Origin of the sequence: Leptolyngbya sp. Cla-17 (assembly GCF_016807185.1) — a bacterium.
GTDB lineage: Bacteria > Cyanobacteriota > Cyanobacteriia > Leptolyngbyales > Leptolyngbyaceae > ULC077BIN1.
On record NZ_JAEVYN010000003.1, the window covers coordinates 144,648 to 160,487 of the forward strand.

14 protein-coding genes and 1 pseudogene are annotated in these 15,840 nt (G+C 46.5%); 5 read left to right on the forward strand and 10 right to left on the reverse strand.

Annotated elements, in window-relative coordinates:
• Window positions 1–18: 18 nt before the first annotated feature.
• Window positions 19–528: a DUF2721 domain-containing protein gene (locus JOY44_RS25415; RefSeq protein WP_171576358.1), complete on the reverse strand. Its 510-nt coding sequence runs from the start codon at window positions 526–528 to the stop codon at window positions 19–21.
• Between the two features lie 134 nt (window positions 529–662).
• Window positions 663–1,340: a response regulator transcription factor gene (locus JOY44_RS25420; protein WP_171576359.1), complete on the reverse strand. Its 678-nt coding sequence runs from the start codon at window positions 1,338–1,340 to the stop codon at window positions 663–665.
• A gap of 544 nt (window positions 1,341–1,884) precedes the next feature.
• Here JOY44_RS25420 and JOY44_RS25425 point away from each other — a divergent pair.
• Window positions 1,885–3,501, forward strand: coding sequence for a GAF domain-containing sensor histidine kinase (locus JOY44_RS25425; protein ID WP_171576360.1), 1,617 nt, complete (start codon window positions 1,885–1,887; stop codon window positions 3,499–3,501).
• Here JOY44_RS25425 and JOY44_RS33080 read toward each other — a convergent pair.
• The 5 genes from JOY44_RS33080 to JOY44_RS25445 form a co-directional block, all read right to left on the reverse strand.
• A complete protein-coding gene (locus tag JOY44_RS33080) occupies window positions 3,482–3,817 on the reverse strand; it encodes a hypothetical protein (RefSeq protein WP_171576361.1) in 336 nt (111 codons plus the stop codon). The two genes, JOY44_RS25425 and JOY44_RS33080, sit on opposite strands and share 20 nt — an antisense overlap.
• Before the next feature lie 395 nt (window positions 3,818–4,212).
• A complete protein-coding gene (locus JOY44_RS25435; RefSeq protein ID WP_171576362.1) occupies window positions 4,213–4,908 on the reverse strand; it encodes a hypothetical protein in 696 nt (231 codons plus the stop codon).
• 9 nt (window positions 4,909–4,917) lie between these two features.
• Window positions 4,918–5,091: a hypothetical protein gene (locus JOY44_RS31770; RefSeq protein WP_242541874.1), complete on the reverse strand. Its 174-nt coding sequence runs from the start codon at window positions 5,089–5,091 to the stop codon at window positions 4,918–4,920.
• Window positions 5,092–5,106: 15 nt separating this feature from the next.
• Complete coding sequence (locus JOY44_RS31775) at window positions 5,107–5,412, reverse strand: hypothetical protein (protein WP_242541875.1); 306 nt, start codon at window positions 5,410–5,412, stop codon at window positions 5,107–5,109.
• Complete coding sequence (locus tag JOY44_RS25445; protein WP_171576363.1) at window positions 5,412–6,209, reverse strand: DUF4058 family protein; 798 nt, start codon at window positions 6,207–6,209, stop codon at window positions 5,412–5,414. The genes JOY44_RS31775 and JOY44_RS25445 overlap by 1 nt, the downstream gene beginning before the upstream one ends.
• A 244-nt stretch (window positions 6,210–6,453) precedes the next feature.
• On the opposite strand from JOY44_RS25445, the gene JOY44_RS32530 reads away from it, so the two are divergent.
• From JOY44_RS32530 to JOY44_RS25455, 3 genes and pseudogenes are all read left to right on the forward strand, one after another.
• On the forward strand, window positions 6,454–6,588 hold the full coding sequence (locus JOY44_RS32530) for a hypothetical protein (RefSeq protein ID WP_281063342.1): 135 nt from the start codon (window positions 6,454–6,456) through the stop codon (window positions 6,586–6,588).
• A 164-nt stretch (window positions 6,589–6,752) separates the two neighbouring features.
• Window positions 6,753–7,582: pseudogene (locus tag JOY44_RS25450) on the forward strand (IS1 family transposase).
• A gap of 182 nt (window positions 7,583–7,764) precedes the next feature.
• Window positions 7,765–8,100: a hypothetical protein gene (locus JOY44_RS25455; RefSeq protein ID WP_171576364.1), complete on the forward strand. Its 336-nt coding sequence runs from the start codon at window positions 7,765–7,767 to the stop codon at window positions 8,098–8,100.
• Here the strand turns inward: JOY44_RS25455 and JOY44_RS25460 are convergent.
• Window positions 8,090–9,670, reverse strand: a complete 1,581-nt coding sequence (locus tag JOY44_RS25460) for a helix-turn-helix domain-containing protein (protein ID WP_171576365.1) — start codon at window positions 9,668–9,670, stop codon at window positions 8,090–8,092. The genes JOY44_RS25455 and JOY44_RS25460 overlap by 11 nt on opposite strands.
• 802 nt (window positions 9,671–10,472) lie before the next feature.
• On the opposite strand from JOY44_RS25460, the gene JOY44_RS25465 reads away from it, so the two are divergent.
• On the forward strand, window positions 10,473–12,395 hold the full coding sequence (locus tag JOY44_RS25465) for a hypothetical protein (RefSeq protein ID WP_171576366.1): 1,923 nt from the start codon (window positions 10,473–10,475) through the stop codon (window positions 12,393–12,395).
• On the opposite strand, the gene JOY44_RS25470 is transcribed toward JOY44_RS25465, so the two are convergent.
• Both JOY44_RS25470 and JOY44_RS25475 read right to left on the reverse strand, forming a co-directional pair.
• Window positions 12,381–15,452: a plasmid replication protein, CyRepA1 family gene (locus JOY44_RS25470; RefSeq protein ID WP_171576367.1), complete on the reverse strand. Its 3,072-nt coding sequence runs from the start codon at window positions 15,450–15,452 to the stop codon at window positions 12,381–12,383. The genes JOY44_RS25465 and JOY44_RS25470 overlap by 15 nt on opposite strands.
• Window positions 15,449–15,826: a hypothetical protein gene (locus tag JOY44_RS25475; RefSeq protein WP_171576368.1), complete on the reverse strand. Its 378-nt coding sequence runs from the start codon at window positions 15,824–15,826 to the stop codon at window positions 15,449–15,451. The genes JOY44_RS25470 and JOY44_RS25475 overlap by 4 nt, the downstream gene beginning before the upstream one ends.
• Window positions 15,827–15,840 lie beyond the last annotated feature (14 nt).

Sequence of the window (15,840 nt, forward strand, 5' to 3'; positions counted from 1 at the left end):
TCGCAATAACCACGAAAGTTAATGCCTTTGATTTCGTCGTTTTGGTTGACACAATTCACAAGCATGATGCACTTCAATCTGAAGCGATCGATGAGAGGTGTGAAGTTCATGGGAAACAAGCATAATGCTCCAAAACAACATTCCAACTCCAACTAGAAAAATGATCAACACCACTTGGGCTAACCAACTAATCCCTGTCGCGATCGCAATTGCAATTGCAAACATATCGACTATCAACACGAGAACAGCAGTATAAACCCATCCCAAGACGGTATGCACAATATGATTACGGTGAAACAAATCTGGCAGCAACAGATGCTCTAAATCGTGAAGATGTGCGGCTCTAGAGGGGCTACTGCTTAGATCAATTTCAGAAAGACTTAAAATCTCCTGATTAACTGAGCGCAAATGATTGCTAATTCCGCTGTAGTGAGCAATCAGACCATTTTGCAGAATGGCACAAGCGGTAATCATCACAACAGGTGCAAGGATTAGGCTAATCGCCTTAACAATTGTTTCACTAGTCATGGAGCGCTTTTTCAGTGTACGGAACAACTCTTTCTTCTACTGGATCGCAGTAAGTCTGTCATCAAATGATCACACTGGGCAAGCGTTATTCTGCTTGAATATTACGGGCTGTCATCCCAGTTTTATTATGATCACTACTGCTCCCGCAACGCGTACCCAACGCCACGCACGGTATGAATTAACCGCTTTTCACCCTTCTCTTCTAGCTTTAGGCGTAAATAGCGAATGTAAACCTCAATAATATTAGAATCGCCCATAAAGTCATATCCCCAGACCTTTTCTAAAATTTGGTCGCGGGTAAATACCTGACGAGGATGGCTGAGCAAATATTCCAGCAAGTCAAATTCTTTTGCGGTTAAATCTGTTGCCCTCTGACCTCGATGTACCTCGCGGGTGCGGCGATTTAAGATCAAGTCTTCAAACTGCAATAGATCTTCGTCCGTTTCCTGAGTGCGGCGTAGATGGGCACGAATTCTTGCCAAGAGTTCCTCAATACTGAAGGGTTTAACGACGTAATCATCGGCTCCGGCATCTAGCCCCGCGACGCGATCGCCGACATCATCTCGTGCGGTCAACAAAATAACGGGAACTTTGCTACCCGTTGCCCTCAGCCGACGACAGAGTTCCACGCCAGTTAAACCGGGTAGCATCCAATCTAAGATCGCTAAATCTGGCTCAGATTCTCGCGCCAAAGATAATCCCGACATGCCATCATGCGCCACGCTAACGCGATAGCCTTCGCTATTCAACTCTAGTTCAATAAACCGAGCTAGCTTGACTTCATCTTCTACCAATAGAATATGTGCGGTCATCGTTTAGCTCCTAAGATGAGCATGATCTTATGTTTCGCGGTAGTTTGAATGATTGAAAGAAATGAATGTATGTATGTATGTATGGGCTTAATAATTTAGTTTTTTAGAAAATTTGCCGTAGTCATAGCACTGTTGATATAGGTTATTTCAAATTGATATAGTCGCTCGGCAACGAAAGTCGCAAAAAGAAATCCAGAGCCCTCAAGGGTTTCAGCGTAAAAAATATAGGATCAATTATTGCCAGGTTAGTCAGTCATTTCAAACGCTCTTTCGTAATTCTTTGAAAACGGTTTATCTATTTATAGTGTGTAACTGAGACTTCATTCGACACTGAGAGGAAGATTAAAAACTGCTGAAGAAACTAAATCTAGAGCATTGCACAAGGTAAGTCAGCAATTTTTTGAAAATTACCTGCCTTTATAAGAAATTACCTGCCTTTATAAGATTTTGGTTCTAAGAAGTATACTTTCTAGAGATATAAGTCTCCGATAACAAAGGTTTTAACCACAAATTGTTAAGTCTTTAATTAAGCAAACAGAAAGTAGTGACAGCAACTTCAAAGCACCCGCAGCAGACTGTATTAGAAGTTCTCTCCTCCTTGAGCTACCGCACAGGAGAGCTTAGCAGCTATCTGCAAGAAGTTGCTCAAGGATTGAGCGAACTGATGGAACTAGATTGGTCGGTGGTCACATTCTGCAAAGATGATTCCGAACGCATTTTGGCAAGCACCATTAATTTGGGAGAATCAGCCGATGAGATATATTCTTTACACGGTAGTTTAACGGGAACTGTAGTTAAGACAGGGGAGCCTTTGGTAGTAGAAGATGCCACAGCCTGCACAAATTATGGCAATGCGCCAGAAGGTTATCGAGCTTATTTAGGAGTTCCTCTGCGGACTCCGGCGGGTGAAGTGATTGGCACTATTTGTTCATTTCAGCATCAACCGCGCTACTTCACTGAGTCAGAAGTGCAACTGGCAAAATTGTTTGCCGAACGGGCCGCAACGGCGATTGATAACTACCACCTTTATCAGCAGCAGCAGCAAGTTAACAAACAGCTTGAGGCAGAAATTAAAGACCGTCGCCAAGCCCAAATTGCCCTGCAAGAAAGTGAAGAAAAGTTTCGTCAGCTTGCCGAGAATATTGAGCAAGTTTTTTGGATACGCAGACCCGATGGTCAGATCCTTTATCTCAGCCCCGCTTTTGAACAAGTGTGGGGACAATCCTGTCAGCAGTGGCTTCACGATCGCAGCCTATGGGCAGCCTCCATTCACCCCGACGATCGCACCCGAGTACTAGAAGCACAAAAGCTTGGGCAAGAAAAAGTGGATGAAGAATATCGCATTATTCGCGCTGATGGTTCTACTCGGCTGATTCGAGACCAGTCGTTTCCGGTGCGCGATGATTCAGGACATGTTTACCGCATTGCCGGAATTGCTGAGGATATTACGGAACGCAGACAAGCCGAGCAGGAAATGGGGAAAGCGATCGCCGCGTTGGCAGAAGTGGGCGAATTAGCCGCCATGATCGTGCATGAAGTTCGCAATCCCCTGACTACGGTACTAATGGGATTGGATGCAATCAAATCGATGGAATTGCCAGAATCAGTTCAAGAGCGGCTCAACTTATCGCTAGAAGAAGCAGACCGCATTCGTAACCTGTTGAAGGAAATTTTGCTCTACGCAAAACCACAAGTACTTCAGCCATCCAAGTTAGAGATCAATGCATTTATTAGCGATACGTTGGAGAGCATTCGCATGATGCCTGCAATCAGCCGAAAAATTGACTTTGTGCCAGCACCCTATCCCATCAAAGTTTTAGCCGATAAAGATAAACTGAAGCAGGTATTTATCAATTTGGTAGACAATGCCTGCCAAGCACTTCCAATAGAAAGTGCCAATGCAGATGCAAGAATCACATGGACTGTAGAATCAGATTTAACGACTAATTCGGTCTACATTCGGATACACAATGGCGGCAATCCCATTCCTCCCGAAACGCTGCCAAAGATAATGAAACCCTTTTTCACTACAAAATCTTGCGGAACAGGATTGGGATTGGCAATCGTAAAACGCATCATAGATGCCCATTCTGGAGAACTGATGATCACCTCTAATGCGGCGGAAGGAACCCAAGTAAGCATTAAATTTGCGATCGCGTAGGCGTTGCCTGAGCTTCAATATTTAGTGAAACGTAAACACATACATTAGAATTTTTGGTGAATAAAGAAGAGAGGGTAAGTTCACAGTTCGCGATCGCTGCAATCAGGTTAAATCGCAACCCGAAACGCTTGTGTCGAACTCGATGCATAATCAAATTTTTGCCTTTGTGAAACTGGTCGTTATCCACTTGCAACAGGTTGAGACTCTCTGAGTAAGCCTTAGAGAACTCATCCAAGAACCACTGATAGCACTCGGCTATCGACATGGGAAAATTGCCAGAAAAAGCACTCTCCAGTGGCAGGTTCCACAGCACCATATAGCCAAAATATCAGTAGAGCACTTGCAATTGGTCTTTAACGGTTGGCGTATCCGCTTAGCGGAACTGTTGGGCCAAGTCATCCAAACTTTCTTTCACGTCTATTGACGTTACACCAGCCATTACTAGACCATCCAAACAACTCCGCTCAGTCTAGTCCTTTGCCGCTTATACCAATTTAAATTGAGTAGAGGGCAAAATTTGCTTCCGTCACAGGTTATCCCTTCATCCTTAATGCCCTATCTGCCTTGAATACTCTTTAAATTGGTATTACTCTATCTAAATTGGTATGAGTTGCCAAAAACCACTCCAAAGCCTCAGACAAGTTTTGCAGCAGATGATAATCGATTTCCAAGGTTGTTGGGTCTTATGGCTCATAAAGGTTGAGATGCGGTTCAATCCCGTCCCAGAATCCAAAGCTGTCCAGTTTCATAAAACTCCCCGCGTTGTTCCATGGAGTATCCTCCCAAAAGCAAAGCCAACCAAAGTTGGATTAAGGGTATCCCCATTGCTCGCTGAAGCTGCACTAAAGGAATTGTTGCCATCTGGTGATCTCCCATCCACCGGGAGATCGCCCTTGCCCACGCTGCCACATCTTCGTCGTGGGCTAAAGCCAACGTACGGTTGAAGATTTCTGCTTCCGTAAGATCTGGCTCCTGGCTCATCTGTTGATCTAGCACTTGCAGCACTGTGGTTCGATTTAATTCCCCAACTACTGAATCACCCTCCGCAATCGCTTGCCGCTCTGTGATTTTTCTAGGTAGAGTCGCCAAAGGTTCGATGAACTGCTCGAAATCTACTTCCATTGTTTGGCGCACATATAGATCGAATGCATCGGTTGACATCACCGGACCCTCATCGCTGTTGGTTGCCTCCAACTCTTCAAACGCCAGCGTAGAGCGATCGCAAAAAACCTGAGCAATTTGGGAGATCGCCTCCGCTGCCACTTGTAATTGCCCCCCTGTATCCAACGACAACAACGCCGCATCCAACCCATCAAGCAGTTGTCCCAAATCTGCTTCATCGGGTGAGATCGCGGCTTCCTTTAGCACCTCCCACAACCCCAACTCTAATTGCTCAATCTGCCTCATATCCCTTCCTCACCCATGCAGTGGACAAGGACGGGACTCACACAACTCCGGGTCAAGCCGCATTTGACTGGCAAACTTCTTAATGCCGTACCGCTCCTCTAATACACTCAGCATCTTGCCCACGTACTGGTGAACTTGACTCGGCACCATACCCGCACAATGCACCGCAGGAACGATCGCCACCTTCTCCTGTCCCTGCTAAATCTCTGCTGAGATCGCATGAACAGGCGTGTCCGCTCCGGCTTTGCGATACACCACCAGCACGCCAAACACCAATTGACTCAGGGGCTCAAACTCCACTGAAATCTGCTCTAATTCCCCTTCTTTGCGCTTGCGGCTGCGAGTCTGATTAATGCGATCGCGATTTCTGGCATACGACCTGCGACTATAGCAAACCGCCGGATTCCAGTAGTGATCGCCTTCTGCCCCATGCAACGCCTGTGCCTGCTCCGCTGACAACGTCGCACACTTACGGCATTTGTCTGGTAAGGCTCTTTTAGACATTACACCTCGGTTCTTAACGGAGCGAGTAAGGCATCGACCCACGCTAAATCGTCTGCTGTTAGCACGGGTTTGGGAGGAAGTTCACGATAGTCGATCGACAAGTAATAAAACGCCTCGTCGTAGATGTCACGCAGGGCAGCCGCTAAATCCAGTGGCGCATCAGCATCCGGGAGACGTAGCGGCACGGGCATAATCGGTAAAGGCTCTTGCAGCGAGATCGGCCACACCTCAACTTCCTGCGCCCCAGCACGGGTGAGCGTCACTAGATAAGCCACTGGCGGCAATCGCGGGTGAGCAAATGGACGAGTGCCGTGCCGCAGCAAGTCAATCTCAATCAAATGCACATTGGCGTTGTAGAGCCGCTGTCGCTTTTGGCGATAGGGGGTAATTCCTGGCTCTCGCTTACTCACAGGGGAAAGGATTTCAATGCTCGTCACCAGCGTATTACTGGCAGTATCCCGAATCTCAACGCTGGTGATCCGAACTTCAACGGGTGGCATCAGCGGCAAGGTCAGCGGCGCTGGAGTAACCAAGAGGTTGCCACTCTCTATCGATAAGGGTGAACGCATTGGGGATGAGACTGATTTCTGGCGCAGCACGTCCACATCAGGATAGAGAATGCCAATTTCACTTTCGGGAGCCGTGTCTTGCACTAAATAGACCTCCAGCCGCACGGTGTAGCCCGGTTGGATTTTAGGAGCAAGCTGCTGTCGAATTTTGCTGGCTAATGCATTGTGGACATCGACCCACAGATATCCTTCTAAATAGGGATCCACCCCAGGAAACGGTGACGGCATCTCAAGACTCCCGAATAGGCAGTATGAGAGCATTATAGTTTCTAATCTCAGCTCAAAATCCTAACCTTGTCTAAGCCTTATCATATTCCAGATAATGGTTACTACTCAAGGGTTTGAGCAGTACTGCTTAAATCATATATTCCCTGAAACCCCTACGGGGAGAGAGTTACAGCTTAATGTCTCACTTTTTTACCCGTATGTTGACTCGACCCCTATAGGCACTATTTTTGTTTGAAACAGGGTGATGGCTAAACGTATGATTGAATCGACTCCTATAACGGGCGTTTTCACACTTCGTCCGTCAGATTTAGTGTGTCAATCAAATGACCCCAAAAGAGACATTCAGAAAGGCGATCGCCACTTGGAGTTTCAGCCCTAAAACTCTCTAAAACAGCTTGTCAATCTATCTATCAAAATTGAACCGATGAGACGAGTTTTGATGCAGTTATAGGAAAAGTAGGGTCGAGTAGAGAGGGTTCGATCGTGCGTTAAATTTCTGTGGGTTCGGATAAAGTAGAAAATAGTTACTTTATTGCTCAACCTATGGAATGCCCGTTGTGTGGACATTTGAAGGTTCATAAACACGGTAAGATGACCAGTGGAGTCCAACGGTACTTTTGCCCCGGTTGCCGCCAAACCTTCAACGAACGCTTTGATACCCTCTACTACCATCGTCACATCAGCCCAGAGCAAATCCGCCAAGTTCTACAGGCTCACAGGGAAGACAGCAGTCTGCGAGGCATTAGTCGCACTAGCGGACTGGCATACAATACCGTCGTCAGTCTCGTTCGGGCTGCTAGTCAAAGAGCACAACAGGTACATAATGCCTAGGTGCAAACGGTTCAAACCCAAGAGGTATCGGCTGATGAGATGGGGTCATTTGTGCAAAAAAACAGAAGCAATGCTCCCCCGGTGAATTAGAAGTGGGTGATTGCTGGATTGCGTTGAGTTTAGCCAATTGCAGTGGATTGATTCTAGCGGCATGAGTAGGAAAACATACTGATGAACTGATTGAGGCGTTGATTGTGACCACTCAAGGGAAAACCGATTGTAAACGCTGGAACAGTGACGATTGGGGTGGGTATGAGCGGGTGCTACCCCCTGAGATCCGGCACTACATCGGCAAGGACAGCACACAGCGATTGGAGCGCACCAACGGCATTGTCAGGCAACAGACGGGCAAGTGGCATCGAAGGCAGAATAAGTTTGGCAAGGTGTGGGAGCAATCGAAGGTCACGACGCGATTGGTTGTGAGCTATTTCAATTGGATTTGGCAGCACAGTCGTTTCAAGACCACCGCTGCTCAACGAGCAAATTTAGCTGATCGCTGTTGGAGTTGGCACGATATTGCAATTTACCCCACACTTATTTGACGCACAATCCAATCCATTAATTTAATGCACTACCGACAACTTTACAGACCTGAAGTATCACAACTTTTGTCACGAACCGTTTCAACCTCACAATTTATCAGCGTAAGAGAAACTTTCTGCATGATCAGTTTATTTACCACGCATAATTCTGTATGATAAGAATGTAAACCATGCAGAATTTCATGATTAGCTCATTCCTAGAAGCAGAGCGAGGACGACTGCTTACTCTCATTGTTCAGATTCGAGGGGGTGGAGCCGTTGCTCCTGCTTACTGCTGGCTAACAGAAACCAGTTCAACCAAAGGAGCTAAGACATATACCTATGCCGTGTTGGTCACCCAAAAGTCCGATCGCAAGCCAAAGAGTCAATCGCTTGGCAGACCTGGCAGTCAGAAGCATCGACACTGGAAAGACGCAATTGCTCGTAGGGAAGCGATCGCTGAACTTGAGCAGCAATTATCAATGCTTCAAGCATTGATGGAACGGCAGATAAAAAACAGTAGTCTTTTCAACCACTAGTTGCTAATACAGATAGGATGGCAGATTGATCCTGGGGCTGAATGTTACGTTTTCCTGTTTCAACCATTTTGACCCAACTTAAACTGCGCCCAATTTGGTCAGCCAAGTATGCCTGACTCCATCCCTTTGTTATCCGCAACTGCTTCAGTTGTTCTCCTGATTGAATTTCTTTGGGTAGTTTCGGGGGTGTTATTGCCATACCACCCTGAGATGTTTTAGCAGTGCTTATAGTAGGCAGCCTTGTTTCTGTTCGACGCCGAGCTTCTTCAAGAGCATCCAATCTATCTGAAATTGCTTTGGGGGGTTGCACATACAAACGACCATTGAGAAATAGTGCAAAGCTACCCCTTTCTCTGCGTGTACGGTCCGTCAAACGAGTTCCGGTTGGAGCTAAGGCATCTTTTGCCCAAAACTCAAGTGCAGTATCAGGATCGTCCGGAATTTCATTAAACAAACTTGATTTTCCTGTGTCCACCCAATAAGACATGGGATAAGTTTGGGGGTCAGGAGTAATTGACCAGCCTTTCTCAATCAGAGCCTTGAGGGTTTTTATCCAGGAGTCAACCAATTTGGCACGAGGTTTTGATTTAGCGATCGCATCTTGTAAAGCCTTTTCCCCAAAGGCAATTTTCAATAACAACTCAACCGTGAGGGGACTGCTGCGATTAATCTTAGTTTTAAACAGCAACCAGGTCATTAATCGGGCTGCACCCTCGTAATGATGGTAGGTTGCCATAATATCGAGGATTAGTTCTTTGGAGAGCACACAATACTCGTAATACCCCTTCTTCTGCCGTCGATTTTCTTCATTTAGGAAGTATTTAGCCCACATCCCACAACGAATATTGAGTGTGAAACCGATTAACTCTCCTTGTTCATTCGTCAAGTTATTCTGAAAATGTAAGATAGGTTCTGCAATTTCCCATAAAAAAGTGCGGCTAACATTAATTGTTGGAATGCGTCCAAGTTCGGGGTAAGAAACGTAAACTAACAAATGACAAGGCTGTTTAGCTAGCTTCAGCATCAAATCTAGCTTCTGCTGTTTAGTCAACTTCTTGTTCTTGTGTAGTCCTAGATATTGCTCAAGCTGAGTATCATTGATCGTAAAAACTTCTTCCCACGGACGATCTAATTGAGTTGCGTGGGCAGCATAAATGAGATGCAGGCAGGCAGCACGGAGATCAAATTGCTCAATTAAAGCGATCGCTAGATCACGTTCCAGCACTGATGGGTCGCTGGAAAATAAGTCATCTGTCAGCCAAAACGAAATAAAGCCTTTGCCTTTTGCAACAGGGGATTTGTAATAAGCTTCGCCATCATCAGCGGTCATCCAGGGCAAATCATTTCCCTGAGTTAGAATGTTTGCCCCTTCCCAAATTACTCGACTTGAAGCAGCGTATTCCGCTTGTGTTGCAAACAAACTGGGACTCGACACAGGACGTTGTTCCAAAGAGTTATTCCCTAACTGTTCTGTTCTTACCTTACGAGAACGAACGCCTTTCTGGGAGTCGATTTCCTTATCATCAACTATTTCAACATTAACGGTGACGCTGGGAGAATTTGTAGACATATGCGAAGGCTAGTGCAGCAGGCTTGCAGTTGTTGACTGCGAAGATGCGGAGATCTTACCCTGGATAAATTATTTTGGCTTTATTTCTAAATCTAGTTATGATGACCAACTTAATTCAGATCAGGAGATGATCCCTTTGAAATAAAGGCTTCAGCAAGTTTACACCTTTTGGTCACAATCCCCACCTCTAGGGTTTGTAGTCACATTCTTAGCCTATTTTCTCTCTCTGTCCTGGGTTATTGGTCACACTATAGTCACATCTCCCCCCTTTAGAGGTAGTGGTCACAGTACAGTTACAGTTTCTCTATCCTGGGTTATTGGTCACACCATAGTCACATCTCCCCCCTTTAGAGGTAGTGGTCACAGTACAGTTACAGTTTCTCTATCCTGGGTTATTGGTCACACCATAGTCACATCTCCCCCCTTTAGAGGTAGTGGTCACAGTACAGTTACAGTTTCTCTATCCTGGGTTATTGGTCACACCATAGTCACATCTCCCCCCTTTAGAGATAGTGGTCACAAAGCCGTTTATTGGCTTGTAGACAAGGCTTTGATATGTCTATGCTCATTCAAGATGGGGGTCATGTTTCCCCCCTCATGGGGAGAAGTCTCCCCTCACAAGGAACAAAGGTTCTACTCAATTGGTACAAAAGTCACTTTTTGATTGCTGAGATCCCTACAACGTATAGCTTTCAGAACTTGCTGTTTTTCTGATCAATTTGATCAGTTTGATCCTAGATAGTCACAAGTGTCCTTTGGATCAATTGATACGCTCTGATTGCAAACTATATTTGTATTGATCTTGAAAGCCTCTTCTCTGGCTGCTTCTCCTCAAGTAGGTTTTCAGTACCTCCTTAACTCAGACCACTTTCTCGCTCTCTTTCCACACCGATTTGACTACATCTGGGCAGAATACTCGAATCCTGGTGAGAAGGTGGAGTGGAGAACGGAGAGTCGCCATCTTTTGAGCGATCGCCTGATTCAACAAGGCTCTTACCTTTACGGCGTTCGGTTTGGGGCAGAGACAAACTACTGTCTGCTCGACATCGATATTGGTAGTCTGTATCACCCAAAGCAAGATCCTTTTGCAATCTCGCGCATTCTTGCAGCATTGGAACCGCTGGGCTTGGTAAGTCATGTAGCTTGTACTTCCAGCTATAGCGGCGGACTGCATTTGTATTTCCCTTTTCAGCAGGCTCAAAACTCCTGGAAGTTAGCAATCACGGTTTCCACTTTGCTTGAAAATGCTGGCTTCAAAATTAAGCCAGGACAACTGGAAGTTTTTCCAGATCCAAAACCCTACAACGTTAATGGTAAACCCAGTCTCTTTAATGCTCATCGTTTTCCCCTACAGATTAGTTCTTATTTAGTGGATCAAGATTTCCAACCTTTTTGGGGTACTCAACAAAGTTTTGTGCAGCAGTGGCAAATTGTTCAGGCACGCAATGATGTTGAGGCTTTGGTTATTCGTCGTATCTTAAAACAAGCAAAACGCCATCAATATGCTGTTTCAACTAAGGCAGAGAAATTTATTAATGATCTGAATGCTGAAATTGAACTGGGTTGGACTGATTTTGGACAAACGAATTATCTGCTAGGTCGGATTGCAATGCGAGAGTATATCTTCCGTCATGTCCTAACGGGTGGTAAACCTCTGGTTGGTGATGCATTAGTTAATGCGATTGTCGATATCGCTCGATCGCTCCCCGATTATTCTGAATATTGCCGTCACTGCCATGAAATTGAACACCGAGCGCAGGAGTGGGCACGATGTATTGAGAACAGTCGTTACTTTCACTATGGGGATGCAGTAGGTAAGTTCAAAGCTAAATCAGATGACATCAAGTTGAATAATCCAGATCTTGATTTGGCGATCGCTAAGGCTCCAACCTGGAATCAGCAGCAATCAGAATCAGCCAGAGATCGAATTAGGCGAGCGATCGCTGAGTTGTTAGACCAAGACGCATTACCTGCCAATGCCACTTCACGATTTCATGCGCTGGTCAACTATGGTATCGGGGGTGGGACTTTATACAATCATCGTGATTTGTGGCATCCTAATCACCTGGTCATTTCTCTAGAACCTGTGGAAAACCCCCCGTACCCCCCGACTTCAAATACGAACAGAGCAGGGGATTGCTTTGAGGAAGCATCCCCTGCTCATAGTTCTACAAGCTTATTCCCTAGTACAGGCAGTAATCATCTTACTGACAAGGGTTCTAGCGATCTAGAACTTCAAAATAATGAGCCAGGTCGTAATTCCTTCCTCGCTCAAGCTCCTTCCAATGATGCTTCAGCTTTATCCCAGGACACTAGTTATGTTCAGCAAGTGCTATTTGAGATCAAAGCCTCACAGGAGGCACGGCTAGCCGCCGTTCAAATGGCTTACGAACAGCAACAGCAAATTAAGCGACAGGCTTCTGAATCAAGGCATGTTGCTCGAATGCAGCAATTTCTGGATTCTGGTGATCCAATTTTGATGGCGGAAGCGATCGCTTGGGCACAGGTCAATCCTGGTGTGTTGGATACGAGCCTTACCGTGCGATCGTCTCCCTCTGGAGATTTGATGTTTCCAGGCATTCACTCCACTACCACAATGAGTTTGAGTGATTCAAGTGAACGACCTGAAAGCTTTCCGCCTTGTCAAATTCAAACCACTGGCTCATCCACGGATAGAGATGCCGTTGTGTCTCCTGGTTCGGGAGTTGGCTTACTGGCTGACTAAAACGGGTGAGTCAACGTAATCACCACCCTTCCCATAACCCTGTAAGGCTGTGTTGAATTCTTCCTCCATCGGGGGTTCCTGGAAACTTAAGTTACCCTTGGATGCTGGATCACCCGTGCTGTCTTTAAACTCAAAACCAGCGGGTGATCCAGCCAATGTTTCTTTTGTATTTGTGGAAGAAGATTGTTGAATTTGTTGGCGTTTCGCCTGCCGTCGCTGAAGCACTGCCCACACGCGGCTCCAATGATCCTGGTGAAGTTGGTAGACTCGCAATTTTTCACCTTCATATCCTGCAACAGAGCGAGACCAGCAAGCCTGTTCAACTTTTACGCCTAATTGAGCCAGAAGTTGATGAACGACTTGAGTGTCGCTCATCTTGTCAGAAATCGTCAGGTGCAGAGCGACTTTGATCTGTTTGGCGAAGGCTCTTGCTTTTGCTGCGTAAGAGGTCAAGTCGTATTGAGTCCATGTCCACCCAGCCCGTAGCTTTGCCAGCAACTCATCTATCCTGATCGCAGATCGGATGGCTCGCCGTAACTCCGCGTTGGAAATATCCCAGGGGCAGTAGCTCTGGTTCCAGGTTGCCTGTTTCTCAAGGGAACGGGCAACTTGGTCAATGGCAAGCCCTGGAAACAACTGTGCTTCCAGGCTAAGTAATTCCGCTCTGCGTCTACCCTCGTTATCCCAAAGTACATCCTCAACGGTAATCAAATCAAGTGCGTAAAACTCTTTGAGGTAATACTTGGAAATGGCTAACGACTCTTCTGGGCTGAGTCCTTCTTTCTGCTCCAATGCTGACACCTCTGTATAGGTGAGATCCTCGATCGTAACCAACGCTTCAGCATCAATTTCCCGAATTTCCTGTTTGGCTGTTGCCAGCAAGAGTTTTACAGCAGGATCAGAAGTTCGATCCTCAACACTGACTTGATTTCCCTCAAACTGAAGTCGAACCAGCAATGCAGTTCGGAGATTGTACATCGCAAAATTTTGGTCGGCTGAAATTCGACAGTAGAGGTTTAGATGGGGATCGTTCTGCCAATCGTACTGCGTTAAATCTCCTGCTAAATCTTCCCGCAGACCAGAGCGAATCAGCCGAACCGTCGCCGTTGTTTTTTGTTGTAAATGACGTTTGATTTCTAGTTGGCTAGTGGATCGACTCACCTTTGAAAAGTTTGTTCCTTTTTGAGCACACCAAACCACTCGTTCCACTGGCTCCCGCACTCTTCCTAATGCCTGAGCCATGTCCGCATCGGTGCTTGAGACTCCCGTGAAGATGCCGTACACGGCTGCAATCACGTCTTTTGTTTCGATGCTGACTCCGGTTGCGACTGACGGAGAACAAATAATGACATCGTACTCATGGCGCTCTAAAACAGTATCTGGTGTTTGAATGAACTCCCGTTCACACTCTCCCCCACTGGTTTCGGAATTGACTAACAACAACCGCTTTTCGGGGTGATGTTGATCAAGCAGTCGAGCGATCGCCTTACTGGTTCCCTTACTATCCGTTGCAACAAACACTGCGTTGCCGGGAGCAAGAGCTTTCACGGCAGCCATGATTTCACCCACGATCGTCGTGCGGTCCGAAGCCTGGAGAAAACGCACGGAATAACCTTCGGCTTGATAGGCATTTTGAATCAGGAATACGGACTCGTCAATGTTTCGTAAGGAGTTGAGATAACTCAGGGTGGCGTTATCCAGGTCCGCATCTGCGACAATGACTCGACGAGCGGCTTGAACTAATTCCCGAAATCGTGCCAATAGTGCTGGGCGTTTGCCATCTCTGGCACAAGTGCTGGATGTCAGCAGATGCCGGAGAACTTGAACCACTTCGTCCAGAATTAAATCACACCCAGCAAACTTGTTGGGATCGATTGACAGCAGTGAATCCACACATAACCCAATGCGGAGTGTGTAACCTGCCCCAGTGATGAATGCTCCATTGACCTTATCCAAATCCCCTTTGTAGTCCAGCCCCAAGCGGGAACACAGGTTTCGCATCAGGGCGATTCTGTGTCCACCGGCTAGAACTTTTTCGTCTGCCTCTACCAACGAATGAATGTATTTGGTTTTGCCAGTTCCTTTTGGACTGGCGATCGCGATGATGCCACATTCGGGAAGATTATTGAGCTGTAGAGCTGATAGGTCTGCCGTAGTGAGCCGAATCGAAGCTGGATAAGTCAGTCGGCGCTCTAATCGTTGCCAAATTTGCCAGTGTTCCAGTGCGATCGCTTCTGAGTAGGCAGCATTCCACTCTGCGACTCCACAATTGGCAGTCAAATCGTCCACGCCTTTCCCTTGCTGGTGATCCCATGAGGTGACCTTAACCAGACAGCCTGATTGCAGCAATAATCCACCGAATCGGTAAAGGGCTACGGCGACTCGGCGTTTAGCGGAGTCCTTTGAATCCTGGTCAAATGCAAAAATGAATTGTCTTCCGGGTGTAGCAAAACTGGCAACATCTGGAACTAATACCCTTGTGTCTCCTGGTTGTCTGGAATACCCTCCATTCACTCCATACAGCGCCAAAGGCACATATCCTGCACTCAATAGAGACAACCCCTTCTTGCCGCCTTCAGTTGGCACCATTGGAATTTCTGGATGGGCTTCAACCCAATCCCAGAATGAACCTTCCAGAGGAACTTGAATGCCATAGCGCTGGCTAATTCGTTGGCGAATTTCAGCCGGAACAGCAGGCATGTAAACTCTTGAGCCATTGCCAACTGGTGTTTCGTATTTGCGAGGTTTCTGCTTTTTAGAGTCAATTACTGGCTGACTCAGTTTTGCCTGCCAGCAGGAGCCATCCTCGTTGAGCAGCAAGACGGCACTCATTGTCTCTCGTGCTCGATGACCAAAGCGTGTGATGTGCCAATTTAGAGCTTCATGGATTGGGAAGCAAGGTTCTCCTCCAGGCAGTATTTCGGTGTCGCTGACAATCTGGGTTGCAACTTGATAGAGCGTAGGATGGATTGTGCTACCTGTGATAAACTCCCATTCTATTTTGCGAGCGAAATCAGCTTGTGGGAATGCGGATAGTAAAGGGGCAAGGGCCATCATGCTGCACCTCCCCACAGGTCAAGCTGAGTTCGTCTCGCCTCAGCGACTTGATTGACTGGTTGCGTGGATTCTGGTGTTGAAGAAGTTTGAGTCTTTGCCTGTCCTTTTGAATGGGGTGGCTTGGTTGAAGTTGAATTTGGTGAGTTTGAAGTGGAAGATTTCTCTTCTGGCAAAACGGCTGTTTGTTTCTGTTTGCATATCTCAGCTGGTTGCTTTTGGATCTGATCGGTCACGCTAAACGCTGTAGAAATCCATCCATGTTTTGGACATTTGGAGGTTGTGAGTCCTGGAATTTCCACAGGTAATTGGCAGATCTTGCAATAGCCATACGGATGCCGAGATTCTTCCTGAGAACCTTTGATCATATCTGACATTGATGTCTCTCCTA

What these genes read in the sequence shown, in the direction of transcription:
- JOY44_RS25460 (WP_171576365.1), bottom strand. Translation starts at nt 9,670, where the DNA reads ATGTCTACAAATTCTCCCAGCGTCACCGTTAATGTTGAAATAGTTGAT.
- JOY44_RS31775 (WP_242541875.1), bottom strand. Translation starts at nt 5,412, where the DNA reads ATGTCTAAAAGAGCCTTACCAGACAAATGCCGTAAGTGTGCGACGTTG.
- JOY44_RS25475 (WP_171576368.1), bottom strand. Translation starts at nt 15,826, where the DNA reads ATGTCAGATATGATCAAAGGTTCTCAGGAAGAATCTCGGCATCCGTAT.
- JOY44_RS25455 (WP_171576364.1), top strand. Translation starts at nt 7,765, where the DNA reads ATGATTAGCTCATTCCTAGAAGCAGAGCGAGGACGACTGCTTACTCTC.
- JOY44_RS25415 (WP_171576358.1), bottom strand. Translation starts at nt 528, where the DNA reads ATGACTAGTGAAACAATTGTTAAGGCGATTAGCCTAATCCTTGCACCT.
- JOY44_RS33080 (WP_171576361.1), bottom strand. Translation starts at nt 3,817, where the DNA reads ATGGTGCTGTGGAACCTGCCACTGGAGAGTGCTTTTTCTGGCAATTTT.
- JOY44_RS25420 (WP_171576359.1), bottom strand. Translation starts at nt 1,340, where the DNA reads ATGACCGCACATATTCTATTGGTAGAAGATGAAGTCAAGCTAGCTCGG.
- JOY44_RS25445 (WP_171576363.1), bottom strand. Translation starts at nt 6,209, where the DNA reads ATGCCGTCACCGTTTCCTGGGGTGGATCCCTATTTAGAAGGATATCTG.
- JOY44_RS32530 (WP_281063342.1), top strand. Translation starts at nt 6,454, where the DNA reads ATGGCTAAACGTATGATTGAATCGACTCCTATAACGGGCGTTTTCACA.
- JOY44_RS25470 (WP_171576367.1), bottom strand. Translation starts at nt 15,452, where the DNA reads ATGATGGCCCTTGCCCCTTTACTATCCGCATTCCCACAAGCTGATTTC.
- JOY44_RS25435 (WP_171576362.1), bottom strand. Translation starts at nt 4,908, where the DNA reads ATGAGGCAGATTGAGCAATTAGAGTTGGGGTTGTGGGAGGTGCTAAAG.